This window comes from Pseudomonas sp. PDM18, from assembly GCF_014852585.1.
GTDB lineage: Bacteria > Pseudomonadota > Gammaproteobacteria > Pseudomonadales > Pseudomonadaceae > Pseudomonas.
Genome location: NZ_JACVBX010000001.1, coordinates 796840 through 822456, shown reverse-complemented (window position 1 = coordinate 822456; position 25617 = coordinate 796840). Strand labels below are relative to the sequence as shown.

The 25617-nt window shown below is 66.5% G+C and carries 24 protein-coding genes; 11 read left to right on the top strand and 13 right to left on the bottom strand.

Annotation, left to right across the window (positions count from 1 at the left end):
• Positions 1–10: 10 nt before the first annotated feature.
• A complete protein-coding gene (locus tag IB274_RS04000; RefSeq protein WP_225614631.1) occupies positions 11–796 on the top strand; it encodes a 3-hydroxybutyrate dehydrogenase in 786 nt (261 codons plus the stop codon).
• Positions 797–1139: 343 nt separating this feature from the next.
• Here the strand turns inward: IB274_RS04000 and IB274_RS03995 are convergent, their stop codons facing one another.
• On the bottom strand, positions 1140–3170 hold the full coding sequence (locus IB274_RS03995) for a DEAD/DEAH box helicase (protein ID WP_192430922.1): 2031 nt from the start codon (positions 3168–3170) through the stop codon (positions 1140–1142).
• 441 nt (positions 3171–3611) lie between these two features.
• Positions 3612–4499, bottom strand: coding sequence for a DMT family transporter (locus tag IB274_RS03990; protein ID WP_192430751.1), 888 nt, complete (start codon positions 4497–4499; stop codon positions 3612–3614).
• A gap of 135 nt (positions 4500–4634) precedes the next feature.
• On the opposite strand from IB274_RS03990, the gene IB274_RS03985 reads away from it, so the two are divergent.
• The 5 genes from IB274_RS03985 to IB274_RS03965 all read left to right on the top strand — a co-directional run bounded on the left by IB274_RS03985 (position 4635) and on the right by IB274_RS03965 (position 9176).
• Positions 4635–6032, top strand: coding sequence for a PLP-dependent aminotransferase family protein (locus tag IB274_RS03985; protein WP_192430750.1), 1398 nt, complete (start codon positions 4635–4637; stop codon positions 6030–6032).
• Between the two features lie 294 nt (positions 6033–6326).
• On the top strand, positions 6327–6914 hold the full coding sequence (locus tag IB274_RS03980) for a hypothetical protein (RefSeq protein WP_192430749.1): 588 nt from the start codon (positions 6327–6329) through the stop codon (positions 6912–6914).
• Between the two features lie 131 nt (positions 6915–7045).
• Complete coding sequence (locus IB274_RS03975; protein ID WP_192430748.1) at positions 7046–7333, top strand: DUF3649 domain-containing protein; 288 nt, start codon at positions 7046–7048, stop codon at positions 7331–7333.
• Positions 7330–8853: a PepSY-associated TM helix domain-containing protein gene (locus IB274_RS03970; protein WP_192430747.1), complete on the top strand. Its 1524-nt coding sequence runs from the start codon at positions 7330–7332 to the stop codon at positions 8851–8853. The genes IB274_RS03975 and IB274_RS03970 overlap by 4 nt, the downstream gene beginning before the upstream one ends.
• Positions 8853–9176: a DUF3325 domain-containing protein gene (locus IB274_RS03965; protein ID WP_192430746.1), complete on the top strand. Its 324-nt coding sequence runs from the start codon at positions 8853–8855 to the stop codon at positions 9174–9176. Before IB274_RS03970 ends, IB274_RS03965 begins: the two co-directional genes overlap by 1 nt.
• Positions 9177–9672: 496 nt before the next feature.
• Here IB274_RS03965 and IB274_RS03960 read toward each other — a convergent pair whose 3' ends face one another.
• A complete protein-coding gene (locus IB274_RS03960) occupies positions 9673–10548 on the bottom strand; it encodes a helix-turn-helix domain-containing protein (RefSeq protein ID WP_192430745.1) in 876 nt (291 codons plus the stop codon).
• A gap of 137 nt (positions 10549–10685) precedes the next feature.
• Between IB274_RS03960 and IB274_RS03955 the strand changes: the two genes are divergently transcribed.
• Entirely contained in the window at positions 10686–11579 is an 894-nt protein-coding gene (locus tag IB274_RS03955; RefSeq protein WP_192430744.1) for a DMT family transporter, read from the top strand.
• A 102-nt stretch (positions 11580–11681) separates the two neighbouring features.
• On the opposite strand, the gene IB274_RS03950 is transcribed toward IB274_RS03955, so the two are convergent.
• Together IB274_RS03950 and IB274_RS03945 are read right to left on the bottom strand one after the other, a co-directional pair.
• The gene (locus IB274_RS03950) at positions 11682–12656 is read right to left on the bottom strand and encodes a 2-hydroxyacid dehydrogenase (RefSeq protein WP_192430743.1); all 975 of its coding nucleotides are present in this window, start codon (positions 12654–12656) and stop codon (positions 11682–11684) included.
• A 206-nt stretch (positions 12657–12862) separates the two neighbouring features.
• Positions 12863–13798, bottom strand: a complete 936-nt coding sequence (locus IB274_RS03945; protein ID WP_081516204.1) for a LysR family transcriptional regulator — start codon at positions 13796–13798, stop codon at positions 12863–12865.
• A gap of 295 nt (positions 13799–14093) precedes the next feature.
• Here IB274_RS03945 and IB274_RS03940 point away from each other — a divergent pair, with 295 nt between their 5' ends.
• From IB274_RS03940 to IB274_RS03925, 4 genes are read left to right on the top strand one after another with little or no spacing between them, the layout of a single operon-like run.
• Positions 14094–15602, top strand: a complete 1509-nt coding sequence (locus IB274_RS03940; protein WP_192430742.1) for an efflux transporter outer membrane subunit — start codon at positions 14094–14096, stop codon at positions 15600–15602.
• Between the two features lies 1 nt (position 15603).
• Complete coding sequence (locus IB274_RS03935; protein WP_192430741.1) at positions 15604–17805, top strand: FUSC family protein; 2202 nt, start codon at positions 15604–15606, stop codon at positions 17803–17805.
• Between the two features lies 1 nt (position 17806).
• Complete coding sequence (locus IB274_RS03930; protein WP_081516439.1) at positions 17807–18007, top strand: DUF1656 domain-containing protein; 201 nt, start codon at positions 17807–17809, stop codon at positions 18005–18007.
• A 13-nt stretch (positions 18008–18020) separates the two neighbouring features.
• Positions 18021–18926, top strand: coding sequence for an HlyD family secretion protein (locus tag IB274_RS03925; RefSeq protein ID WP_192430740.1), 906 nt, complete (start codon positions 18021–18023; stop codon positions 18924–18926).
• Between the two features lie 276 nt (positions 18927–19202).
• On the opposite strand, the gene IB274_RS03920 is transcribed toward IB274_RS03925, so the two are convergent.
• The 8 genes from IB274_RS03920 to algF all read right to left on the bottom strand — a co-directional run bounded on the left by IB274_RS03920 (position 19203) and on the right by algF (position 25541).
• A complete protein-coding gene (locus tag IB274_RS03920; protein ID WP_192430739.1) occupies positions 19203–19454 on the bottom strand; it encodes a hypothetical protein in 252 nt (83 codons plus the stop codon).
• A 31-nt stretch (positions 19455–19485) separates the two neighbouring features.
• Entirely contained in the window at positions 19486–20373 is an 888-nt protein-coding gene (locus tag IB274_RS03915) for a TIGR01459 family HAD-type hydrolase (protein WP_192430738.1), read from the bottom strand.
• Positions 20374–20447: 74 nt separating this feature from the next.
• The gene (locus tag IB274_RS03910) at positions 20448–21119 is read right to left on the bottom strand and encodes a tyrosine-protein phosphatase (RefSeq protein ID WP_192430737.1); all 672 of its coding nucleotides are present in this window, start codon (positions 21117–21119) and stop codon (positions 20448–20450) included.
• A gap of 85 nt (positions 21120–21204) precedes the next feature.
• Positions 21205–21591: a hypothetical protein gene (locus tag IB274_RS03905; protein WP_192430736.1), complete on the bottom strand. Its 387-nt coding sequence runs from the start codon at positions 21589–21591 to the stop codon at positions 21205–21207.
• Positions 21591–22421 carry an SDR family oxidoreductase gene (locus IB274_RS03900; RefSeq protein ID WP_192430735.1) on the bottom strand — a complete coding sequence of 277 codons (831 nt, stop codon included), beginning with the start codon at positions 22419–22421 and terminating at the stop codon, positions 21591–21593. The genes IB274_RS03905 and IB274_RS03900 overlap by 1 nt, the downstream gene beginning before the upstream one ends.
• A 61-nt stretch (positions 22422–22482) precedes the next feature.
• On the bottom strand, positions 22483–22947 hold the full coding sequence (locus tag IB274_RS03895) for a multidrug transporter (protein ID WP_192430734.1): 465 nt from the start codon (positions 22945–22947) through the stop codon (positions 22483–22485).
• 216 nt (positions 22948–23163) lie between these two features.
• Positions 23164–24606 (bottom strand): mannose-1-phosphate guanylyltransferase/mannose-6-phosphate isomerase, encoded by a 1443-nt coding sequence (locus IB274_RS03890; protein ID WP_192430733.1) that lies wholly within the window; start codon positions 24604–24606, stop codon positions 23164–23166.
• A gap of 284 nt (positions 24607–24890) precedes the next feature.
• A complete protein-coding gene (gene algF, locus IB274_RS03885; RefSeq protein WP_192430732.1) occupies positions 24891–25541 on the bottom strand; it encodes an alginate O-acetyltransferase AlgF in 651 nt (216 codons plus the stop codon).
• Positions 25542–25617: the final 76 nt, after the last annotated feature.

Genomic DNA, 25617 nt, shown 5'->3' with positions numbered 1-25617 from the left:
GAGCTCTCTGATGAACGCATTGAACGGCAAGGTCGCGGTGGTCACCGGCGCGGCGAGCGGCATCGGCAAACAGATCGCCCTGACCCTGGCGCAGGCTGGTGCCGCAGTGGCCATCGCCGATCTGCAGCAGGACGCCGCCCAGCGCGTGGTCGCCGAGATCGAAGCCGCCGGTGGCAAGGCACTGGCGGTGACCATGGACGTGACCGACGAGCAGGCTGTGGACAACGGCATCGAGCGGGTAGTCGCCACCTTCGGCGGGCTCGACATCCTCGTCTCCAACGCTGGCATCCAGATCGTCAATCCGTTGCAGGACTACGCCTTCGCCGACTGGAAGAAGATGCTCGCCATCCACCTCGACGGCGCCTTCCTCACTACCCGCGCAGCGCTGCGCCACCTGTATCCGGCCGGGCGCGGCGGTGTGGTGATCTACATGGGCTCGGTGCACTCCCACGAAGCCTCGCCGCTCAAATCCGCCTACGTCACTGCCAAGCACGGCTTGCTCGGCTTGGCCCGTACCCTGGCCAAGGAAGGCGGGCCACACGGCGTGCGCTCCCATGTGGTATGCCCCGGTTTCGTGCGCACACCGCTGGTGGAGAAGCAGATTCCCGAACAGGCGAAGGAGCTGGGCATCAGCGAGGAAGCGGTGGTGAAACAGGTGATGCTCGGCGGGACGGTGGATGGCGAGTTCACCAGCGTGGAGGACGTGGCGCAGACGGTACTGTTCCTGGCCAGTTTCCCCTCGGCGGCGCTCACCGGACAGTCGGTTCTGGTCAGCCATGGTTGGGGAATGCGCTGAGCTGGAGGCGCAAGGACAATGACCCCGTCTCGTAAGGGGACGAGCGGGGTCATTGGGTCGACTTGCTTGCGCCGGCAAGAGCTCTGGTTCACCCGGGGCGTCTGCCTCTGCCGGGTCCGGGCTCGTTGCGTCGGCGCAGGTGTAGATTCCTACATGCCGGTGCTTGGCGATGTAGTGGATTTCCCCTTCGTGGTGTCAGGAGGTTCTTCACTGTAGGAGCTTTCCCGGAACGGTAATCGTGGGATTGGCCGGCATCTACGACCGAAGCGGGTTATGGGAGCGCGCCATGCGCGCCATGCGCGCGATCGCGGGCATGGCCTGCTCCTACAGCACTCGTGCAGGATCAGACCGCCTTGGGCAGCGGCGCGAACAGCGCGTCGATGTCCGCGTCGTCCAGCTGCCAGTCGCTGCCCGAGCCGTCGAGGATGCCGGCGGCCAGTGCGGCCTTGTCGCGCTGCAGCAGCTGGATCTTCTCCTCCACCGTGCCACGGGCGATCAGCTTGTAGACGAACACCGGTTTGTCCTGGCCGATGCGGTACGCGCGGTCGCTGGCCTGGTTCTCGGCGGCCGGGTTCCACCAGGGGTCGTAGTGGATCACGGTATCGGCGGCGGTGAGGTTCAGGCCTACACCACCGGCCTTCAGGCTGATCAGGAACAGCGGCACGCGACCTTCCTGGAAATCCTTCACCGGCGCGCGGCGGTCGCGGGTGTCGCCGGTGAGCAGGGCGTATTCCAGGTTGCGTTCGGCCAGCGCCTCGCCGATCAACGCAAGCATCGAGGTGAACTGCGAGAACACCAGTACGCGGCGGCCTTCGGCGAGCAGCTCTTCGAGCATGTCCAGCAGGTAGACCAGCTTGCCCGAGGTCACCGCGCGGGCGGATTTGCCGGTGGGCGGCGGCGCTTCCTTGTTCACCAGGCGGATGTCGCAGCAGACCTGGCGCAGCTTGAGCAGTGCCTCGAGGATGATGATGCGGCTGCGCGCCAGGCCTCGGCGGGCGATCTCGTCGCGCACCTTGCGGTCCAGCGCCAGGCGCACGGTTTCGTAGAGGTCGCGTTGCGCCTCGCTGAGTTCGATGTGCTGGATGAACTCGCTCTTGGGCGGCAGCTCCGAGGCGACCTGTTCCTTGGTGCGGCGCAGCAGGAACGGGCGGATGCGCGCGGCCAGGTGCGCCAGGCGACCCTGGTCGCCGTGGCGCTCGATGGGCGTGCGGTAGTCCACGGCGAACTGCCGAGCGTCGCCCAGCCAGCCCGGCAGCAGGAAGTGGAACAGCGACCACAGCTCGCCCAGGTGATTCTCCAGCGGCGTGCCGGTCAGGCACAGCCGGTGGCGCGCGCGCAGGTGCCGCGCGGCCTGGGCGGCTTTGGTGGTGGCGTTCTTGATGTTCTGCGCCTCGTCGAGGATCAGCAGGTGGTATTCGTGCTGGCCGAGCTTCTCGGCATCGCGGGGCAGCAGGGCGTAGGTGGTGAGGATCAGGTCATGCTCGGCGATCTTCGCGAACGCCTTGCGCCGCCCGGCGCCGTGCAGGGCGAGCACGCGCAGGTCGGGAGTGAAGCGCTCGGCCTCGTCCAGCCAGTTGGGAATCAGGCTGGTGGGCATGATCACCAGCGCCGGGCTGGTCAGGCGCCCGGCCTGCTTTTCCAGCAACACGTGGGCGAGGGACTGCAGCGTCTTGCCCAGGCCCATGTCGTCGGCGAGGATGCCGCTGGCGCCGACTTCGCGCAGAGTCTGCATCCAGCTCAGGCCTTCGTGCTGGTAGCCGCGCAGCTCGGCGTTGAGGCCGGCGGGAATCGGCGCCGGCTGGGCGCGGTAGTCGCGCAGGCGATGGGCAATCTCGCGCAACTGCTCGCCGCCCTGCCAGGTCAGTGGCAGCTCTTCCAGCTCGGTCAGGCGCGCGGCGTCCGGGGCACCCATGCGCAGGCGGCGCACCGGCGGCTGTTCACCGATGTAGAACTCGGACAGCGTGCCCAGCATCGGCTTGAGCTTGCCGAACGGCAGCGAGACTCGCAGCGGGCGGTCGGAGGCGGTCTGCCAGGTGTGGATCGGGTTGCGCCCGGCATCCAGACGTAGCACCAGTTGTTCATCGTCGGCATGGCGGGCAAGGGCGACCGGATCGAGCAGCGCCGGCATGCGCCGGATCAGTTCGATAAGCGCCGGCAGCAGGCTGATACGCCGGCCTTCCACCTCGATGCCCAGTTCCAGGTCGAACCACTGGCGGTCGTCGGTTTCCTCGATCTCGGCGTACCAGTTCTCCACTGGCGTGAGGTCGAAGACGAATTCGGGGCGGACATCGATTTCCCAGCCCTGTTCGCGCAGTTGCGGTAGCCCCTCGCGCATGAATTCCTGCCAGGCGTTGTCGTCGGGCAACTCGAACATCTCCCCGGCACTGTCTTCCAGGGCATCGCTGCGGCGCATCGCCGGCTTGAAGCCGAGCTCACGCAGGTCCAGGCGCCAGGCGTGCTCCTGTTCCAGTTCGCGGCTGACGCGGACGATCTGGTCGTCGCGGAATACCCGGATCTCGCGACCCGAGCGCGGCGTGACGCTGCCCGAGACCGGCATGTCGCCATACAGGAATGCCAGCGCGGCGCGGTGCCGGGAGATGTTCTGCATGCGCCCGCTGCGCAGGTCGAAGCCGCTGTGCACGTGGCTGCCCAGGGTCAGCCGTGGCCGGGGCGCGAGCTCGTCGCGCTCCACGACGGGCAGTGGAGATTCGGCGGGTGGCTTCATCCGAGTTTCCTTCCGGCAGTCCAGCCGAGTACGCAAACGCCCGATGATACCGCGATTTCTCTCGGGCGGGACGCGGAAGGAAACCGGCGGTCAGCGGGCGAAGCGTTTCGCCCCCGCTACGCACAGCACGACAGCGACGGTGGCGCCGGCCATCAGCGGGCTGATCTGCTCGTGCAGCAGCAGGCCGGCCAGCGCCAGGCCGAAGAACGGCTGCAGCAGTTGCAGTTGGCCCACCGCGGCGATGCCGCCCGTGGCCAGGCCGTGGTACCAGAAGAAGAAGCCGATCAGCATGCTGAACAGCGACACGTAGCCCAGGCTGATCCAGGCCGGCCAGCTGGCGCCGGTGAAAGTCTCCGGCTGGGTGTACCAGGCCAGCGGCAGCATCAGCGGCAGGGACAGCACCAGCACCCAGCAGATCACCTGCCAGCTGCCCAGGTGGCGCGCGATGCGTCCGCCTTCGGCGTAGCCCAGGCCGCAGACCGCCACTGCAGCGAGCATCAGCAGATCGCCGGTGAAGTTGCCCGCGCCGCTCTGCGACAGGGCGAACCCGGCGACGACGGCGCTGCCCAGCAACGAGCAGATCCAGAACGCCGGACGCGGCTGTTCGCCGGCGCGCATCACGCCGAACAGCGCGGTCGCCAGCGGCAGCAGGCCGACGAAGACGATGGCGTGGGCCGAGTTGACGTGCTTGAGCGCCAGCGCGGTGAGCAGCGGGAAACCCACCACCACGCCACCAGCGACCACCAGCAGGGGGATCAGGTCCTTGCGCGCTGGCAGCTTCTGCCGCAGCAGCAGGAGGATCGCCGCCGCCAGCAGACCGGCGATGCTGGCGCGGGCGAGGGTCAGGAAGGTCGGGTCGAAGTCGGCCACCGCGACCCGCGTTGCCGGCAGAGAACCGCTGAAGATGAGTACGCCGAGGAAGCCACTGAGCCAGCCGCCGAGGTTGCTGTTCGTGGTCAGAGTGTGGGTGTTGTTCATGGTGGGCGTCCGGCAGGAGAGCGAGCTTGCAGGTTGCGCGCGGAGGCGCCGGATGGCCAGTGACAGAAAGGTACAATTTGCGCAAACTGTCTGTAAATTATATCGGTACACCTTATTCGAGCAGGCGAGGGCAGCATGGGCAGACCAAAGAGCACGCGGGTCGATTCGGTGATGCACCACGTGCGTGAGCGCCTGGCCGCACGGGCGCTGGTGCCCGGTGAGCGGCTGCCGTCGATTCGCCGGTTAGCCGAACAGCTGGAAGTGTCCAAGACCACCGTCGTGGAAGCCTATGACCGGCTGGCCGCCGACGGCGTGATCGCCGCGCGCCGGGGTTCCGGCTTCTATGTCGCCGGCCACGCGCCGCCGCTGTCCCTGGCGGATGTCGGCCCGGCGCTGGACCGCAGCATCGATCCGCTGTGGATTTCGAGACAGTCGCTGGAGGCTGCGGATACCTCGCTCAAGCCCGGCTGCGGCTGGCTGCCGCCGTCCTGGCTGCCGGAGGAGGAGTTGCGCCGGGCGCTGCGGCAGATTGCCCGCGCGCCGCAATCGAGCTTGCTGGAATACGGCCGCCCCTACGGCCATTCCGGCCTGCGCGAGCAGCTCGCGCGCCGACTGGCGGACTACGGCGTGCCGGTCAGTCCGCAACAGGTGGTGCTCACCGACAATGGCACCCAGGCCATTGACCTGGTCTGCCGCTTCCTGCTGGAGCCGGGCGACTGCGTGCTGGTGGACGACCCCGGCTACTTTAACTTCCAGGCGCTGCTGCGTGCGCACCGCGTGCAAGTAGTGGGCGTGCCGTACACGCCGAGCGGACCGGACGTCGCCGTCATGGCCACCCTGCTGGAGCAGCACCGCCCGCGCCTGTACATCACGAACTCGGCCTTCCATAACCCCACCGGCGCGGTGCTGTCGCCACTGGTTGCCCATCGCCTGCTGAAGCTCGCCGAGGCCCATGACCTGCTGATCGTCGAGGACGACATCTTCGGCGACTTCGAGCATGAGAGCGCGCCGCGCCTGTCGGCCTTCGACGGGCTGGAGCGGGTGATCCAGGTCGGCAGTTTCTCCAAGACACTGTCGGCCTCGGTGCGCTGCGGTTATATCGCCACCAAGCCTGAATGGTGCGAGCGCCTGGTGGACCTGAAGCTGGCCACCAGCTTCGGCAACAGCCCGTTCAGCGCGGAGATGCTCTACGAATTGCTGCGCAAGGGCAGCTACCGCCGCCACCTGGACAGCCTGCGCGGGCGCCTGGCCGACGCCATGGGCGAGACGCTGCTGCGCCTGCGCACGCTGGATATCCAGCCCTGGCTGGAACCGCGCGGCGGGGTGTTCGTCTGGGCTTGCCTGCCAGGGAGGTTGGATGCCGCCGAGGTATCTCGGGCGGCCCTGGCGGACAACCTGGTGCTGGCGCCGGGCAACGTCTTCAGCCTGAGCCAGAGCGCTACCGGCTACTTGCGCTTCAACGTCGCCCAGTGCCTGTCGCCCCGCGTCTTCGAGGGATTGGAACGGGCTATGGCGCAGGTGGGCGGGCGCTGACAGAAATCGAGCTCAGAACCGGGCGGATATTCCTTTTCTTCACGCGAATCCAGAGCGTTTCCCTCTCGTGGGACCGGCAGAAAAGGATGAGGATGGGGCAATAAGCCCTGAGCCGACTGAAAAGCCTGCGGAAAGTTGAACGGCTGTACAACACGATCTGAAAAACCCACCTCACGGTAGAAAACGTACGGCGAACCGCGAACAGGCCAAACCTCTAGCATCATCGATTCAGCACCTCTACCTCGCGACAAGCGATTCGAGGTGAATCGTTGGATCAGAAAAAGAGGAAACTTCATGGCCGAGCCATGCCAGCTATACCTGAAAGTCGCCATCAGCCGCGCAAGGCTGGAAGATTTCCTGCGTCAGGAGGCAGGCTCCGCTGCGGGGTTTGATGACCTGGAGCAGTGGCTGGATCGCAATCCCCGGTTCCGTGGTGGTTTGACATGGAGCGAACTGTGCGAACTGGGGCAGGGCACGGCGGCAGAGGGGTGGGTGGATGGTTGGAGTCGGCACCTGCGCTCGCCGGCCTGGGATCATTACGATGACTGGTCCCAGACCTGGAGCCTGGGCGTGCTGGAATTTCGCGATAGCCGGGACTGGATAGTCGGTGCGCTCAATGTGCTGAGGCGTGTAGCGGAGTACAAGGACCGGCCGGGCACGGACTACCTGCTGATCTACCAATACCTCTTCGGCAAGGGCACGGTGGTGGCCGCGGTCGAACTGACCCCTGGCGCATCCCGAATCCTCCTTGAGCCGCCGCCACCACGTGTCATGGCCGAAGCTGACATGGTGATGAGCAGGCTGGTGCGCGCAATGGATGTGACCGCTAGCTATGCCGTTCAGCGAATTTTCGACACGGATACTCACAAACGACGCTGTTGAGCTCTTTTAATTGAGAATTAATATCATATAATTCCGCTTTTCAATTGCGCGCCAGGAAGTACCTGGGCTGCCCCGTCAGGATTGAGCTGCATGTGCGTTTCCTTGCGCCCGCCCCAACCGAGAATCGCCGCATGAGCGCTACCCAAGCCGGCGCCGTCGCGGCCCGCATCCTCAGCGCCGTGATCGGCGGCTATGCCCTGGCCTATGCCGCTACCGCCTTCCTCAGTGTCTACCTGCCGATGTCGCGGCCGGACCGCGTCTCGCTGTCGAGCCTCGCCTGTTTCATCGTCTGGGTGGCGGCGATCATTTACGCCTTTGGCGCCAAGAGCCCGTGGCGTGCAGTCTGGTTGCCGGTAGTGCTGAGCATCGCGCTGGGCGTGGCGGCCTTCGTGCCGGCCACATACGGAATGCGCCCATGAGCCTGCGTCAATCGATGTCCGGCCTGCACACCTGGGCCGGGCTGCTGGTCAGCTGGATTCTCTTCGTCGTGCTGTTCTCCGGCACCGTCGCGGTGTTCGACAAGGAACTCACGCGCTGGATGACCCCGCAGCTGCACAAGCTGGAACAGGTCAAGGTAGGCGCCGACCAGGTGCGCGAGCTGATCGTCCAGCGCGCACCCAAGGCCCATGGCTACTGGATGCACCCGCCTACCGAGCGCATGCCCTACTGGACGGCAGGCTGGGAGCCGGCCGACTTCAGCGAGTTCCAGTCCTTCCTGGTGGACGCCCAGAGCGGCGAGGTGCTGCCCAAGACCGTTGGCGGCAACTTCTTCCTCGAACTGCACTACGAGCTGCATGGCGGCATGCTTGGTCTCTACGTAGTCGGCGTTGCGGGTGTGTTCATGCTGGTGGCACTGGTCAGCGGGGTGATCGTCCACCGGCGCATCTTCAAGGACTTCTTCACCTTGCGCCCGAAGGCAGCGAAGCAGCGCGCCTGGCTGGATGCGCACAATGTTTTGGGCGTTCTGGGCCTGCCGTTCCATCTGCTGATGGCCTACACAGGGCTGGCGATCTTCATCACCTTCTATATGACCGCCGGCATCAAGGTGGCCTACAAGAACGACATGGAGCACTTCTTCCATGACGTGCAGGGCGCCTTCGACCGTGAGGCGCTGGGCAAGCCGGCCAAGGCGACCAAGTCCATCGACAACATGATCCTCAAGGCCCGCGAGGCCTGGGGCGATGACAGCCAGGTCGGCTGGATCAACGTCGAGAATCCGGGTGACGCCGCGGCGATGGTGCAGATCCGCAAGGCGATCGACAAGAGCATGGTCAACGACCAGCGCACCGTCTCCTTCGACTCGGGCAGCGGCGCGCTGCTGCACATACAGAAGCCCTATAAGCCGGGCTACAAGACCTACGCCTGGCTGACCGGCCTGCACATGGCGCAGTTCGGCAACGAGCTGTTGCGGGTGATGTATTTCGTCCTTGGTCTGGTGGGCTGCGTGATGGTATTCGGCGGCCTGCAGGTCTGGGTCAGCAAGCGTGAAGGGCGCGGCCACCGTGGCGTTGCGTTGGTGCGCACGCTCAACGGCGCGGTCTGCGGCGGCTTGCCGATCGCCTCCCTTGGCCTGCTGGCAGCGTCGCGCCTGCTGCCGGCCGACCTGCTCCAGCGCACGCGCTGGGAAGCCGCCGCCTTCGTGGTGATCTGGCTGTTGGCGCTGGCCCACGCGCTGCTACGCCGTGGCAGCCGCACCATGGCCCGCGAGCAGTTCGTTGCGCTGTCGGCGCTGGCGCTGCTGCTGCCGGTGCTGAGCCTGTTCGGCCCCGAACCTGGTCGGGTGACGACGCATTTCGCCAACGGCGACTGGATGATGGTCGGCATCGATCTCGGCCTGCTGTTGATCGGAGGTATTTGCGCCTTCCTCGGCTGGCGCCTGGGACAGGAGCGCATCGAGCCCGCACGCGCACGCCGCGTCCGTGACGAGGAGTACGCCTGATGCTGCTGGTATTCGGTCTCAACCTGTTAGCGCTGGCGGCGGCCTGCCTGTCGCTGTCGCGCCATCATCGAGATCTGTTCGGCGGCGCGCCGTCGCAGGCTCGCGCGCGGCTGCTGCGTATCGCCGCGCTGGTGGATGGCGCGCTGGCGCTGGGCTATTCGATTCACCGCATGGGGATTGAGCTGGGCATCGTCTATTGGGCGTGCCTGCTGATGATCGCCGGTGCCGCGCTGGTCCTGCTGCTGGCCTGGCGGCCGCGCTGGGCGTTGCCGACGGCGGCGGCGATGCCGGTGATTGGGGGCGTGCTGGCGGTACTGGGTTGAGACTTTTACTCGCGTACCAGGCCAGCGACGGAGTTTTGCGTCTCGTAGGAGCGAGGTACGCCCGCGATGTTCTTGCTTGTGGTTGGATGTTTCTGCGCCGCTTCGGCGTACGCGCAGGCTTCCTGTTTCGCCCCCTCGGGCGACCTACTTTGCCAAACGACGGATGGCCGCCCCACGCAAAGTAGGCAAAGGTCTTGCCCCGGACATTCGGTTTTTCGCTTGGGCGAAAAATTCCCTCGTTGAATCGGAGTTTCAGGGGCCCGAACTAGGCGTCCCCCCCACGAAGGGCCATCCCTGGCCCATCGCGGCTCTCGCGACATCCATGTCGCTCAACCCCTGAAACTCCGCTTCACCGAGGCCTCCTGAACGGGGCGTTCGGCGCGTGCGGACATTTCTCTGGACGACTTCAGAGCGAGAGCCAGAGCCGGGAGGAGGTGCTCTTCGTAGGAGCGAGCTTGCTCGCGAACCGTGTAAGTGCAGGTAGTCGATAGAGGATCTACTCCTCGAACGCCTGCCGATATTCCCCCGGCGTCCCGCCCACCACCGATCTGAAACGGTTGGCAAAGTGGCTGGCGCTGGAGAAGCCGCAAGCCAGGGCGACCTGGCTCAGCGGCTGGCGGGTATCGCGCAGCAGGCGCTGCGCCAAGGCCACGCGGCGGGCCAGGACGTACTGGTGCGGTGGCATCCCGAAGCTTTCGCGGAACATCCGCGCGAAGTGGTATTCCGACAGCGCCGTCTGCATCGCCAACTCCCCAAGCGACAGCGGCTGGTCCAGGCGCTGCTCGATATAGTCGGCGATGCGCCGGCGCATGGTCGGCGCCAGCCCGCCCTTGAGTTTCAAGCCTTCGCGCATCCCGACCTGGTTCAGCAGCAGGTGATCGATCAGGTCGTGGGCCAGCGTGCTGGTGCGGATGCGTTCACCCGGCTCGTGCCAGTCCAGCTTCACCAGTTGGCGGAAGCGCGCGGCCTGCTGCGGGTCGTCGAGGAAGGTGCGTTCGTGCAGTTGCAGTTCGCGCGGCTCGCGGTCGAGCAGGCGGATGCAGCCGAGCGAGAACTGTTCCTGGCCGATGTAGAGGTGGGCTAGGCGGATGTCGCCGTTAACGATCCAGGCCGATTCGGCGCCGGCTGGCATCACGCAGAGCTTGTCCGGCGCACCGGTGGTGCCGGGGGCGCCACGGCGGAAGGTGCCGGTGCCGTCGTTCAGGTAGCAGGACAGCGTGTGATGGCTCGGCGCGTGGTAGTCGCGGGCGTCGTGGCTGTTGCTCCAGATCGCCGCAGACAGCCCGTCGCCCAGCTCCGCGCAACGCTCCAGGCGGGCGTTGGGCGAGGCGTTCATCGACTGGAAAACTTCGAGCTGCGAAATGGCTGACATGGGTGTTCCTCTGTTGCCATCACTCTAACCGCGCGGGCGCGCCTTGCCAGCCCGGTTGTCGCAATAAGCGCAAGAATCTGCAAGCCGGCGCCGGGGGCGGGCGGGAGACTGTTTCCGTAGGATTTTCGGAGACCGCCATGAACCTCTCGCTTTACCTGCTCACCGTGCTCATATGGGGCACGACCTGGATCGCCATCAAGTTGCAGGTCGGCGTGGTCGCGATTCCTTTGTCCATTGCCTATCGCTTCAGCCTGGCGGCGCTGGTGCTGTTCGCCCTGCTGCTGGTTTCGCGCCGGTTGCAGCCGCTGGGACGGCGCGGGCAGGCGATCTGCTTTGCTCAGGGGCTGTGCCTGTTCTGCGTGAACTTCCTCTGCTTCTACACCGCCAGTCAGTGGATACCCAGCGGGCTGGTGGCCGTGGTGTTCTCCACCGCGACGCTGTGGAATGCGCTGAACGCGCGCATCTTCTTCGGCCAGCGCATCGCGCCCAACGTACTGGGCGGTGGCGCGTTCGGGCTGGCGGGACTGGCGCTGCTGTTCTGGCCGGAGCTGTCCGGGCACCAGGCCACGCGGGAAACCATCTATGGGCTGGGCCTGGCGCTGCTGGGCACGCTGTGCTTCTCGGCGGGCAACCTGTTGTCGAGCCTGCAACAGAAGGCTGGTCTGCGGCCGCTGTCGACCAACGCGTGGGGCATGCTCTATGGCTCGCTGATACTGCTGGCGATCTGTCTGGTGCAGGGCGTGCCGCTGACCTTCGACAGCAGCCCGCAGTACGTCTGGTCGCTGCTTTACCTGGCGATTCCCGGTTCGGTGATCGGCTTTACCGCCTACCTTACGCTGGTCGGGCGCATGGGACCGGAGCGCGCGGCCTACTGCACCGTGCTGTTCCCGGTGGTGGCGCTGAACGTCTCGGCCTTCGCCGAGGGCTACCAGTGGAGCCTGCCGGCGCTGGCCGGGCTGGGTCTGGTGATGGTCGGCAACGTGCTGGTGTTCCGCAAGCCCAGGCCGGTGCTGCAGCCGGCACAGGCCTGACGCTCCTCGTAGCTTGGTAGGGCGAATAACGCGCCAGCGTTATCCGCCGCCGAGGTGCCGGCGGATAACCTGTTCCAGGTTATGCGCCCTACGAAAAGTGCATCAGGCTTTCCAGGCTTGCGGGTTGACCAGGTTCTTCGGCCGCTCACCGCGCAGGGCGGCTTCGAAGTTGTCCAGCGCGCACTCGGCCATGGCCTGACGGGTCTCATGGGTCGCCGAGCCAATGTGCGGCAGGGTCACGGCATTGGGCAGCGAGAACAGCGGCGATTCGGCCAGCGGTTCCTTCTCGTAGACGTCCAGGCCGGCGGCGAGGATGCGCTTCTCCTGCAGCGCTTGCACCAATGCGGCCTCGTCGATCACCTGGCCGCGGGCGATATTCACCAGGATGCCGGTGGGCTTCATCAGCTCGAGCTCACGCTTGCCGATCAGCTGGCGGGTCTTGTCCGACAGCGGCACCACCACACAGACGAAATCCGCCTCGCCCAACAGTTCCTCGAAGCCGCAGAAGCGCGCGCCGAACGCCTGTTCCAGCTCCGGCTTGCGGTTGTTGCCGTGGTAGAGGATGTCCATGTTGAAGCCGAAGTGGCCGCGACGGGCGATGGCCGCGCCGATGCGGCCCAGGCCGAGGATGCCGAGCTTCTTGCCGTGCACGTCGACGCCGAAGTGCTGGGCGTCCACGGTGCGCTTCCACTGCCCGGCCTTGGTCCAGGCGTCCAGCTCGGCGGTGCGCCGGGCGGCGGCCATGATCAGGGCGAAGCCCAGGTCGGCGGTGGTTTCGGTCAGCACGTCCGGGGTGTTGGTCAGCGGGATGCCGCGCTGGTTCAGGTAGTTCAGGTCGTAATTGTCGTATCCGACCGAAACGCTGGAGATGACCTCCAGCTGGGCGGCCTGGGCCAGTTGCTTCTCGCCCAGCGGGCGGCCGACGCCGATCATGCCGTGGGTGGTCGGCAGCGCGGCGGCCAGCTGCGCATCGACGTCGCCCAGCTTCGGGTCGAGCACGGTGACATTGAACTGGCTGCGCAGGCGGTCGAGGTGTTCCGCGGCAAGGCGGCTGAAGACGAAGACGTTCTTTTTCATGGCTCTCGGACGGCGGGTAAGCGGAGGGGGCTTAACCCTACCATTGCCGAGCCAGAGCGGCGCAAGGCCTGCGTGCGCGCCGGGCGATTATCGAACGTGGGGTATGTGCGGCGGAAAAGAAGATGGGTTCGCGGGCAAGCTCACTGAACACCGGGGTAGGGAGTTACACAGTGAGCTTGCCCGCGAAACACGACGAAAAGGGGTGGTCAGGGTCCCACATCGGCGAGCCCGGCGCCATCGGCCTGGAGCACACCGGGGAGATTTTCCCGCAGGTAAGCGACCCAGGTCTTGATCTTTGCGTCCAGGTACTGGCGCGACGGATACAGCGCGTAGACGTTGAGAATCTGCAGCTTGTAGTGCGGCAGCACGCGCACCAGCGAGCCGTCACGCAGGCCGTCGATAGCCGAGTAGACGGGCAGGGCGCTGATGCCCATGCCCGAGCCGATGGCCTCGGTCATGGCGTCGCCGACGTTCACCTGGAAGGGCGAGGGGCCGAGGGTGATCATTTCCTGGCCGTTGGGGCCGTCGAACAGCCACTTGTCCAGCGGCAGCACCGGGCTGATCAGGCGCAGGCAATCGTGGTCCATCAGCTCCGTCGGGGTCTTCGGCGTGCCGCGCCGGGCCAGGTAGTCGGGCGAGGCGCAGAGGATGCTGTAGGTCTCGCCGATGCGCTGGGATACCAGGCCGGAGTCGGGCAGTTCCGAGGCGACCACGATGGCAACGTCGAAGCCTTCGTCGAGCAGGTCCGGCACGCGGTTGGCCATGGTCAGCTCGAAGGTGACGTCCGGGTGCAGTTGGCGATAGTTGGCGATGGCGCGGATCACGTAGTGCTGGCCGATACCGGTCATCGAGTGCACGCGCAGGCGGCCGGCGGGGCGGGCATGGGCGTCGCTGGCCTCGGCTTCGGCTTCCTCGACGTAGGCGAGGATCTGTTCGCAGCGCAGCAGGTAGCGCTGGCCAGCCTCGGTGAGGGCGATCCGCCGGGTGGTGCGGTTGAGCAGGCGGGTCCGCAGGTGGGACTCCAGATTGGCGACCGCGCGGGATACGTAGGCGGTGGTGGTGTTCAGCTGCTGCGCGGCGGCGGTGAAACTGCCGGTTTCCGCGACACAGGCGAACGCACGCATGGTCTGCAGTGTGTCCATTGGGGCCTCGTCAGTGGGGCGTCTGTCCCGGGTGGCGACGCCAGTGAAGCGATACGTCGTCGCCGGCAGCATGTCCTTGATGGGTGGCAATGCGCGGAGCAGAGCGGGGGCGGCCTATTGTCACATGGATGGCGACACACATTGTTTCATTATCGGTAATAAACAATCACAAATCAGCCGGCTTATCCGTTCCCTTCCCCATCCCTAGAATTCAATCGCCGCCAGTGGCTTTGCCGGCATCTCCACGCTTAAAAGCCCCACGCTGAAAAGCTAGACCACTTCCAGGACCTCCACCGTGTCGCGTCACCTCGTGAAAGGACTGACGTTCGTCGGCTCCTTTGTCATTTTTTCAACAATCGCCGGATGTATCAGCACCAACGGCATCGCCCCGCAGGAACAGCGCCTGGGCGACACCGAGCTGGCCACCGACGCCGCCATCGCGCACGCCAACCAGGAAGCTGGCTGGCCGGCTGAGCAGTGGTGGCGCGCCTATGGTGATCCGCAGTTGAATGCCTGGGTGCAGACCGCGCTGGAGGGCAGCCCGACCCTGGCCCAGGCCGAGGCGCGGGTGCGCATGGCCATGGCCATGGCTGGCATCGCCGAATCCGCCGAGTCGCCGCAGATCGGTGTCGACGCCTCGCTGACCCGCCACCGCTGGCCGACCGACTATTTCTACGGCCCGGGCGACCTCGCCGACAGCACCACCTTCAACAACAACGCCGCCCTGGGCTTCAGCTACTCGCTGGACCTCTGGGGCCGCGAGCGCAGCAACACCGAGCGCTACGTCAACATCGCCAAGATGACCGCCGCCGAGGCGCGCATGGCCCAGCTGGAGCTGGAGAACAACATCGTCCGCGCCTACATCCAGCTGTCGCTGCAATACGCCAAGCTGGACATCGGCAAGGCCATGCTGGCGCAGCAGCAGGGTATCCTGGCCCTGGCCCAGCGCCGCCTCGACGGTGGCATCGGCACGCATTTCGAAGTCAGCCAGGCGGAAGTCCCGCTGCCGGAAACCGAGCGCAAGATCGAGGCAGTGGACGAGGAAATCCAGCTGACCCGCAACCAGATCGCCGCCCTGGCCGGCAAAGGCCCCGGCGCCGGCGCCTCGATCCAGCGTCCGAGCCTGAAGCTTGCCGCAGGCCCCGGCCTGCCCAGCAAGCTGCCGATGGAGCTGCTCGGCCACCGTCCAGACGTGGTCGCCAGCCGCTGGAAGGTCGCCGCCCAGGCCAAGGGCGTGGACGTCGCCCGCGCTGAGTTCTATCCCAACGTCGACCTGGTCGCGAGCATCGGCTACAGCGCCGTCGGTGGCGGCGTGCTGGAATTCCTCAACGCCGAGAAATTCACCTACGGCGTCGGCCCGGCCATTTCTCTGCCGATCTTCGACGGTGGTCGTCGCCGCTCGCAGCTGAGCCAGGAATCCGCCGGCTACGACGCCGCCGTGGCGCAGTACAACCAGACCCTGGTCAACGCCCTCAAGGGCATCTCCGACCAGCTGATCCGCATGCATTCGATGGAGCTGCAGGAAGGTTTCGCCGCCAAGTCCGTGGCCTCGGCCCAGCGCACCTACGACATCGCCACCAAGGCCTACCGTGGCGGCCTGACTGACTACCTCAACGTGCTCAACGCACAGACCCGTCTGTTCCAGCAGCAACTGGTGGAGCAGCAGGTTCGTGCCGCGCGCCTGGCTACCCATGCCGGCCTCGTCGTTGCCCTGGGCGGCGGCCTGATGGACAAGCAGGAAGGCCCGAAAGAGGCGAAGATGGTCCCCGAGACCGTCGACGTCCGCGCGGCCAGCGAGCGCTGAGATGGCCGGCGACTCCTTCAACGGCAGCACCGCCACCCGCCAGCTCGCGCCGCTGGACGCCCTGCGTCGTGCGCTGCTGGAGTGGGGTCGCAGTGACGGCGTCACCTGGGTGTACATCGCCAAGGTGCTGCTCGCCGCGCTGCTGACCCTGTGGCTGGCGATGCGCCTGGAACTGCCGCAGCCGAGCACGGCGACCATCACCGTGTTCATCGTCATGCAGCCGCAGAGCGGCCAGGTGTTCGCCAAGAGCTTCTACCGGATTCTCGGCAGCCTGGTCGGACTAAGTGTGATGGTTGCGCTGATCGCCATTTTCGCCCAGCAGCGCGAGCTGTTCCTGCTCGTCTCGGCGCTGTGGATCGGCCTGTGCACCGTCGGCGCCGCGCGCTACCGCGACTTCCGCTCCTACGCCTGTGTCCTCGCCGGCTACACCGCCACGCTGATCGGCCTGCCCGCCACCCTGCACCCGGAAGCCGCGTTCATGTCGGCGATCTGGCGCGTGCTGGAGATCAGCCTCGGCATCCTCTGCTCCATGGTGGTCAGCGCCACGCTGTTCCCGCAGACCTCCAGTACCGCCATGCGCAGTGCGCTGTACCAGCGTTTCGGCGCCTTCGCCGGCTTCGTCCTGGACAACCTCGGCGGCGGCGAGCGGCCAAAGTTCGAGGCCGCCAATGTGGCGTTCGCCTCCCAGGCGGTGGGCCTGGAAGCGCTGCGCAGCGTCACCCGTTTCGAAGATCCGCATATGCGCCTGCGTTCCGGCCGCCTGTCGCGCCTGAACAACGAGTTCATGGTCCTCACCACCCGCTACCACGCGCTGCACCAGTTGCTCTCGCGCCTGCGTGCGCAGGAAGCCGAGGCCGTGCTGCGCGCGCTGCAGCCGTGCCTGGATGAACTCGCCCAGGTGCTCGCCCCGTGGCGTGGCCAGTCGGTCACCGACCGCGACGCCGAACGCCTCGCCGCGCAGTTGGAAAGCCACCGCACGCGGATGATGCAACGCATCCGCTCCGGTCGCGCGCAACTGCTGGAGGAGCAGGACGAGCCGTCCGCGCTGATGGACTACAACACCGCCGGCGAGCTGCTCTACCGCCTGGCCGACGACCTCTACAACTACGCCCTGACCCACGCCTCCCTGGCCGCGCACAAGCACGAGCGGGAGAACTGGAAGCACGGCTTCTCGCCCAAGGCCAACCTGGTCGCCTCGCTGGTGGCCGGCGGGCGAACCGCATTGATGGTGCTGGTGTTCGGCATCTTCTGGATCGAGACCGCCTGGCCCAGCGGCAGCACCTTCGTGCTCAACGCCGCCGCCGTCGCCGCGCTGGTCTCTGCCGCGCCAGACCCGGCAAAGATGGCCATGCAGATGGCCGTGGGCACCTTCTTCGCGGCCATCCTCGGCTTCTCGGAAACCTTCTTCGTGTTCCCGCACCTGGACGGCTTCGCCTTGCTGGCCTTCGCCCTGGCGCCGGTGTTCGCGGTGGGCGCGTTCCTCTCGATCAAGCCCAAGTACGCCGGCTACGGCCTGGGTTTGCTGGTGTTCTTCAGCTTCGGCGCGATCCCGGCGAACCTCACCGTCTACGATCCGGGCCGCATGCTCAACGAGTACATCTCCCTGGTGCTGTCGCAGAGCCTGGCGGCCGTGGTCGCCGCGGTGATCATGCCGCCCACCAGCGCCTGGCTGTGGCGCCGCCTGGAGAAGGACCTGCGCCTGCGCGTGGTGGAAGCCATCAGCGGCAAGCTCGACGGCCTCGTCTCGTCCTTCGAGAGCGGCACCCGCGACCTGCTCAACCAGGCCTACGGCGTCGCCGCGCGCAGCCCGCAGATGCAGCGCCGCCTGCTGCGCTGGACCTTCGTGGTGCTGGAGATCGGCCATTCGATCATCGAGTTGCGCGTCGAGCAGGAAGCCCTGCCGGACGAGCCCTGCTACGCCGAGTCGACGCCCTGGCGGCAGTCGATCCGCGCCATGGGCCGCGCACTGATCCGCCTGTTCGTCAAGCCGTGCGAGGCCAACCGCGAACGCGCCCTGGCCGCCGTCGAGCAGGCCATCGACTGTGTGAAGACCACCGACGAGCCGCGCGCCCCGGACTTCGAAAGCTCGCCGCTGCGCCGCGTGCTCAGCTACCTGCACTTCCTCCGCAGCAGCCTGCTCGACCCGCAGTCGCCGCTGCGCGATGGCGAAACCTCTTCTGGAAGATCGACCCATGTTGCCTGACCTGCCCCGCGAGATCGCGTTCCACGGGGTCTACATGCCGACCCTGACCCTGATGTTCCTCGTTGCTGCGGTGATCTGTTGGGGCATCGACCGCATCTTCGCCTCCATCGGCCTGTACCGCTTCACCTGGCACCCAGCGCTGTTCCGCGTGTGCCTGTTCGCCTGCCTGTTCGGCGGCCTGTCTCTCACTATCTATAAGTAACGAGCGTGCACCCATGACTCTCAAATCCATCATCAGCCTGCTGGCGACCCTGATCATCCTGGCGGTCGCCGCGTTGATCGGCCGCGCCCTCTGGGTGAACTACATGGATACGCCCTGGACCCGCGACGGCCGGGTGCGCGCCGACATCATCAATGTCGCCGCCGACGTCTCCGGCGTGGTGGTCGACGTGCCGGTGCGTGACAACCAGCAAGTGAAGAAGGGCGACCTGCTCATGCAGATCGACCCGGACCACTATCAGATCGCCGTGAAGCAGGCGCAGGCCCTGGTCGACTCGCGCAAGGCCACCCTGCAGATGCGCCTGCTCAACGCCAAGCGCCGCCGCGCCATGGACGAGGAAGTCGTCTCCCGCGAGAGCCTGGACGACGCCAGCAACACCGCCGCCGCCTCCGAGGCCGACTACCAGCAGGCCCTGGCCGCGCTGGACGCCGCCAAGCTGAACCTGGAACGCACCCAGGTGCGGGCCTCGGTAGACGGCTACGTGACCAACCTCAACGTGCACCGTGGCGACTACGCCCGCGTGGGCGAGGCGAAGATGGCCGTGGTCGACGAGAACTCCTACTGGATCTACGGCTACTTCGAAGAGACCAAGCTGCCGCACATCCGTGTCGGTGACCCGGCCGAGCTGCAACTGATGAGCGGCGAGCGCCTGAAGGGCCATGTCGAGAGCATCGCCCGCGCCATCTACGACCGCGACAACCCGGAAAGCCGCGAACTGGTGGCCGATGTGAACCCGACCTTCAACTGGGTGCGCCTGGCCCAGCGCGTGCCGGTGCGCATCCACATCGACGACGTGCCCGAAGGCGTGCTGCTGGCAGCGGGCATCACCGCCACGGTGATCGTCAACCCGCAGAGCCGCAACGCGGAACTCTCCGACGGCGCGGCTGCGGCGGCGCAGTGAGTTGATCGGGTGAATGAAAACGGGAGCTGCGGCTCCCGTTTTCGTTTCAGGTCCGTGCAGCGGGAAGCTCCGTCGCCTGGGCTGCCCTCACCCCAACCCTCTCCCGAGGGGAGAGGGGGCCGACTGTGCCGGCTGATGCCCTGGATCCCCCTGTGCCTAACAGGTCGATGGGACAGCCGCGCAGGGCGAAGATCTTCGTAGGAGCGAGCTTGCTCGCGAACAGCCCAGCGCCGGTGCCATGCGGTTCGCGAGCAAGCTCGCTCCTACAGGGATCGCTTATCCCTCGGCGTTTTCGCGCCGGCGGTTCTTGTAGCTGCCGCGGATATTCATCGCCGCCAGGCACAGCTGCAGCAGCACCAGCGCGTAGGCCTTGGCCGGCAGGCCCCAGGCAATCCACAGCGCATTGCTGACGAGAAACACCCAGAAGCCCACCTTGCGCCGTTTGCGGTCGCGCGAGCCCACCAGCCAGGCGGCGAGGACGGTGACCAGCATGGCTGGCCATTGCAGCAGGTCGATCAGTTCGTTCATGGGGGCTCGAGCTCAGGTGGATGTCCTGAACTCAGACCAGCCCCGGCGCTGCAAAGTGCGGTCGAACTGGATAGCCATCGAGCAGCGCGTTGGTTTTCTCCGCGTCCAGCTCGCCATTGAAAGGCACGCCCAGCGCCTGGCGATGGATGCCGGTGGACGCCAGCCACAGGGTATCGATGCGCGCGGCCAGCGCGCCGGGTACGTCGGTCACCAGCGAGTCGCCGACGAACAGAATGTGCTTCGCGCCGCGCGCCTCCAACTGCCGCTGGGCGATGCGGAACGCCGAGGGATCGGGCTTGCCGTACCAGTGCACGCTGCCGCCTTCCTCGGCGAACGCCTCGGCCAGGCGGCCGGCGCCAAACACCGTCTGGCCGCCGGAAACCACCACACGGTCGGGGTTGGCGCACAGGAAGGGTTTGTCGGTCGCGCTGCGCAGAGGGGCGAAGCGCTCTTCCAGCTCGTCCTGCGGGAAGCTGCCGACACCGAGGATCAGCGAGGCGGCATGGATGTCGTCGCAGAAGCGCTCGCGGATCTCCACCGGCCAGGTGGTCAGCGCATCGCCCACGCCGACGGTGTAGATACCGCCGCGCTGGAATTTACGTTCATGGGTGAAGGCGTCGATGGCCAACTGGCCGGAAGTGGTGATGCCGGCGAACAGCTCGCGGGAGACGCCCAGGCGCACCAGGGTGTCGGCCATTTCCGGGACGCTGCGCGAGGCGTTGCTGAGGAACCACACCGGCTTGCCTTCGGCAGCGCGGCGCGCGAGCCAGTCGAGGGCGCCGGGGAACACGTCGACACCGTCGATCAACACACCCCAGAGGTCGAGCAGAAAGCCGTCGTAGTCGGCGCAGAAGGCATCGAGGCCTGCATGGTCGATGTAGCGGGTGTGGGTGACGGCGCTGAAACGGGAGGAAGTCATGGCATGCCTGTGAAACGGTGAGAGTGCGCCCACGTTAGCGCACTCTCGCCATGACGGTGTGACAGATACGCCGATCAGTGCGCCGGGTGCGGCGGCCGTTCCTCGCCGAAGGTGTCCGCCAGCCAGCCCTTGAGTTGGCAGCCGGCGAGGGCCGAGGTGCTGCATGCGCCGCTGGCCAGGGCCAGTTGCAGCTTGCCGATGTCGGCTTTCTGCACGTAGGCGATGGCGTCGGTCATGTCGTCTTCGGTGCCGTAGCCACCCTCGACCATTTCCTTGAGCGCGTCTTCCTTGCTCCAGCCCTGGATCACCGTGCGGTACATGGCGGCGAACAGGCCGGTGCGATCACGCCCGTGCTTGCAGTGCATCAGCACCGGGCCATTCTGCTCGGCACTCTGCAGGAGACGCAGGACTTTCAGCACGTCGGCGTCGTCGACGCGGTCGGCGTGGGTCGGGAAGCTCACGGCCACGATGTTCTGCTGGCCGATCCAGGCGCGATCGTCGTCCTTGATGAAGCTGACCACGGTCTTCACCTTCAGTTGCTCCAGCACCGGCAGGTTCTGCCCGGAGGGCAGGGCGCTGCGGTAGAGGGTCGGCGACATCTGGTACAGGTTGAACGACTTGTCCACCGGCTTGGCCCAGTCGGCCTGCGTCTCGCCAGCGGCCAAGGCGAGCGGGCTAATGCTCAGCAGTGCAGTGCTCAGCAGGGCGGCGGCGATGGCGCCACGGAGAATCGAAGGCAGGGACATGGGGACTCCTCTAAGGTCCGCGTCACCTTAGAAGGAGGCCGGTTGTAAGCGGATGAAAAGCAGGTGAAGAAAGCGTGAAGGCGACTCAGCGTCGGTCGGCCGGCAGGAAGCGCGCGAGCACGCCGGGGCGAAAGAACCACCAGACGCACAGCGGATAGCACAGGTAGTTCAACGCGTAGATCAGCAGCGCCGCAGGGCTCGGCGTGTTCTTCCACGCAGCCATGCCGACGAGGAGGGCGTAGAGCACCGCCAGCCCACCGCCGTAAAGCGCGGTCAGCCGCCAACGCTCGGCGGTCTCCGCCAGGCGTTTGTGCCGGCGGGCGAACCAGAAGGCCATGGTGGCGGCGATCACCGCTGCCACCAGCAAGGTCGCCGGCACACCGCCGACCCGCAGCAGCCCGCGTGCCACCACGTTGAGGAAGAAGGCAGCGAGGATGCCGGCGAGGGCGAGGTAACGGATCGGGTAGGTCATCAGAGTTGCCCGTCGAGGCCGAAGCGCTTCTTCAGCACCTTGTCCAGCAGGCCGGTGGGCAGCCAGCGCGAGAGCAGCGGCAGGGCCCGGCTGCCGTTGCCGATGCGCAGCAGGCGCGGGCGCGGGGATTTCTGTGCGGCAGCCAGCAGCTCGCGGGCGAAGTCGCTGGCGGGGGTGGGTTTGTCCTGGGAGGCCGCGGCGCGCGCCTGGATGAATTGTCGCAGCGGCCACCAGGCGGAGTCTTCGCTGACCACCGCGGCCATCTCGCGGCTGGCGTTGGCGCCGAAGTTGGAGGCGATGGCGCCGGGCTGCACTTCCATCACCTCGATGCCGAAAGGGGCCAGCTCCAGGCGCAGTGCATCGTTGAGCGCATGCACCGCGGCTTTCGATGCGCAGTAGGCGCCAGCGAAGGGGGTGACCAATACGCCGGACACACTGCCAATGTTCACCACCAGCCCGCGCCGCGCCCGCAGCGCCGGGAACAGTGCGCGGGTGACGCCGACCACGGCGAACACATTGGTTTCGAACTGCCGGCGGATCGCCTGGCTGCCGCCGTCCAGCAGCGGGCCCATGGCGCCGTAGCCGGCGTTGTTGATCAGCACATCGAGGCCGCCGGCTTCGCGCTGCAGTAGTTTGGCGAGACGCTCGACGGCGGGTTCGTCGTTGACGTCCAGCAGCACGCCGCGCAAACCCGCCTGGCCGAGGGTGGCGACATCTTCATCGCGGCGGGCGGTGGCCCAGACCTGGTAACCGGCGGCCTGGAAGGCATCGGCGAGGGCGCGGCCGATACCGCTGGAGCAACCGGTGATGAGGGCGACGGGCTGGGGCATGGTGTGGCAGTCCTTGGGTTGTGGGCGGGACTACCGTACCGGATTGTGCGGGGCAGGTGAATCAATTGCCGAAGCGGCCGCTGACTCGCTCGGCGCGAAATTCCAGGGTGCTGGCGCGGTAGCCGGGGCGCAGCGGTGGCAGCGGCAGGCAGTCGTTCCAGCTATCGCCGGCGAGCAGCGCGCCGGGGCCACGGTAGCGCGGCGCTTCGTAGAGGTTTTCGGCGAGGTCGGTGGTATCGCCGGGACGGTAGGCGGCAACTTTCCAGCGCAGCTCCAGCAGCGGGCGCGCGGAGCCGTTCTTCAGGCTGACGGCCAGGGGGCGGCCAGGCTGGCACTGGTCGGGTTGATAGGCGATGCGCAATTCCAGGTGCTGGAGCTGGCGGGTGTCGCTGTTGTCCTGCCAGATGGCCACGGCGATGACCGTGGCCAGCCCCACCAGCCCGGCGCCGGAGATCGGCAGGGCGCGGGAGGGGTAGCGGATCAGCAGGATGATCCAGGTGACGATCAGCAGGATGCCGTACAGCATGGAGCGCTCCGCGCAGGGTTTCGAGCATTACCTTAGCAGGCGGCGGGATAGGGCGGGTTGATGTGGCGCGGGTGTTCCCTGTGGGGCTCGCTCGCGAACCGTCCGGCAACGGTGTATCCCTGAGGGAGTGGGCAGCTACGGGCATAAAAAAGCCCCCGCACCGGAAGGTGCGGGGGCATGGCGCCGATGGGGGAAGCGCCGGATTCTCGCGTGGAATCAGCGCACGACGGCGCGCAGCTCCACGTTCTCGGTGGTTCGGCCGTAGACGTCTTCCAGACGCTCGATGTCGTCTTCGCCCAGGTAGCTGCCCGATTGCACTTCGATGATCTCCAGCGGGATCTTGCCCGGGTTGGCCAGGCGGTGGACCGAGGCGATCGGGATGTAGGTGGACTGGTTCTCGGTTAGCAGGAAGGTATTGTCGTCACAGGTCACCTGGGCGGTGCCGGAGACGACGATCCAGTGCTCGGCGCGGTGGTGGTGCATCTGCAGCGACAGGCGCGCGCCCGGCTTAACGGTGATGTGCTTGACCTGGAAGCGGCCGCCCATGTCCACCGAGTCGTAGGAACCCCACGGACGGTAGACCTGGCAGTGGTTCTGGGTCTCGCTGCGGCCGGCAGCGTCGAGCTGGTTGACTACCTTCTTGACGTCCTGCACGCGGTCCTTGTGGGCGATCATCATGGCGTCCTTGGTCTCGACCACCACGATGTCTTCCAGGCCGACCACGGACACCAGCTTGCCGTTGCCGTGCACCAGGCAGTTGTGGCTGTCGTGCACGACCACGTCGCCCATGGTGACGTTGCCGTCGGCGTCCTTGTCGTGGACTTCCCAGATCGACGACCAGCTGCCGACGTCGTTCCAGCCGGCGGCCAGCGGGACTACGCAGGCGCGGCGGGTCTTTTCCATCACGGCGTAGTCGATGGAGTTGTCCGGGCAGCACTCGAAGGTGGCGGCGTCGATGTTGATCAGGTCGCCGTCGTGCTGGCTGCGCTCGAGGGCGAGCAGGCAGGTGTCGTAGATGTCGGCGTCGTGCTTCTTCAGTTCTTCCAGGAAGCGGCTGGCGCGGAACAGGAACATGCCGCTGTTCCAGAAGTAGCCGCCTTCCTCGACGAACTGACGGGCACGGGCTTCATCGGGTTTCTCGATGAAGCGCTCGACGCGGATGACGCCGTCCGGCAGGCCGCGCTCGTCGCCGGACTTGATGTAGCCGTAGCCGGTTTCCGGGCGGTCGGCGGGGACGCCGAAGAGCACCATCTCGCCCTTTTCGGCGGCGTTGGTGGCCAGTGCCAGGGCGCGCTGGAAGGCGCGCTGGTCTTCGATCACGTGGTCGGCGGGGAGGATCAGCAGCAGTTCGTCACGGCCTTCGGACATCAGCTTCATGGCGGCGATGGCGACTGCCGGGGCGGTGTTGCGGCCAAAGGGTTCGAGGAGGATGGACTGAGTCTTCAGGTCCAGCGCTTCGAGCTGTTCCTGGACGATGAAACGGTGTTCCTGGTTGCTCACCACCACCGGCGGCTCCATGCCCTCGAACACCAGGCGCTCCAGGGTCTGCTGGAACAGGGTGTGGTCGCCGGTCAGGGCCAGGAACTGCTTGGGATACTGTTTGCGCGAAAGAGGCCAGAGTCGCGAGCCGCTACCACCGGAAAGGATTACTGGGATCATCGGGTTTCTCCTAAAGCGTTTGCGTTCTGTTGGCCGGTCCACGTCATGCGGGCCGGCGTGCGGTTTGGGTGACCTCTCCTGTGCTTGCCGTCGTTGCGGCGCACGGGTTCTTCTGCCGGTGCTTAGCCGGTCTTGTTGTTCTGGGTGGAGCGGGGCGCGTCAGTTGCCGGTGCGCCCCAGGACCCTCCCCGAGGGAAGGGCAGGCAGTTCGTGCCGGCGGGAGGTGTGGCGCCTCGTCCGCACTCCGGATGGGAGTGGCAGTGCAGCATCCGCCGGCGCATGGATCAGTCCGCCTTCACCGGGCGCTTGACCCACACCGGGTTCAGCTTGCCGGCGTCGCCAGTGACGTAGAGGCAGACCACTTCGCCGCGCTCGAGGGTGACGGGCTTGAGGTCGCTGACCTTCTTCGCGCCGTCGAACAGCGCTAGGTTCACTTTCACCGGGTTGATCTCGCGGTCGCCGTGGCTCTGCGGGGCGACGTTGCTGACCACTTCGGTCTTACCGTCGGCGGTCTTCAGGGTGAGGGCCTTGCCGCTGAGGTTCTGTACACGGACGAGAGCCTTCTGCTTGTTCTTGAACGGCGGCTCGGGCACTAGTCGCGGCTGGCCGCCGGGCTGGCTGACGAGGGTGTAGTAGGCGTCCGGGTCGAGTTTCACCGGCAGGCTCTGGGTGCCGACCTTGGCGGTGTAGTTGCCCGGCGGGAGGAACTTGAAGTCGCTGGAGCCCAGCGGCGAGATGTCGTTGAGGGTGGCGTTGCCGACGCTGACGGACAGTTCGCCGCTGCCGGCGTTGTAGGCCCGTACGAAGGTGGAGCCTTTGGGCGCCTGCGGGCCGTACAGCGCGCCTTCACCACCGGCGAAAGCGCCGAAGGATGCGGCGCCCAGGGCCAGTGCGAGGGCGGACGACTTCAGGGTGCGAATGGTCAGTCGGTTCATGGGGTGTACCTCCGTCTACTTTTTCTCGTATGGGCACGGGTGGTGCCCTGTTCCAGCGCTCGATGCGCCGTGGATG